A 269-nucleotide genomic window follows, 5' to 3' on the forward strand; every position below is an offset into this window, starting at 1 on the left:
GGACGGCGTTGCGGTGCTGACCGACCACAAGGCCGTCGCCTGCGGGGTCGGGGCAGACGGGAAATGGATCGAGATCGAGAACGCGGGCCAAAAGCGCCGGATCTCGTTCGACGAGATCATTGCTGCGGTCGGCCGGGCGCCGCGCCTCAAGGGTTTCGGTCTGGAAGAGCTCGGCATCGAAGTCGATCGCACCTTTCAGACCAACGCCTATCTGCAGACGCTGCATCCCCACATCCTCGCCGCCGGCGATGTTGCCGGACCCTACCAGC

Annotated in this window: 1 protein-coding gene; it reads left to right on the forward strand. The window is 65.4% G+C overall.

The window, feature by feature from the left end; all coding sequences use genetic code 11:
* The coding region (locus R0J92_RS23285; protein ID WP_411053420.1) for an FAD-dependent oxidoreductase at positions 1–269 on the forward strand (269 nt) is incomplete at both ends.

The organism is Tritonibacter sp. SIMBA_163 (assembly GCF_046535935.1).
In the GTDB taxonomy this organism is placed as follows: domain Bacteria; phylum Pseudomonadota; class Alphaproteobacteria; order Rhodobacterales; family Rhodobacteraceae; genus Epibacterium; species Epibacterium scottomollicae.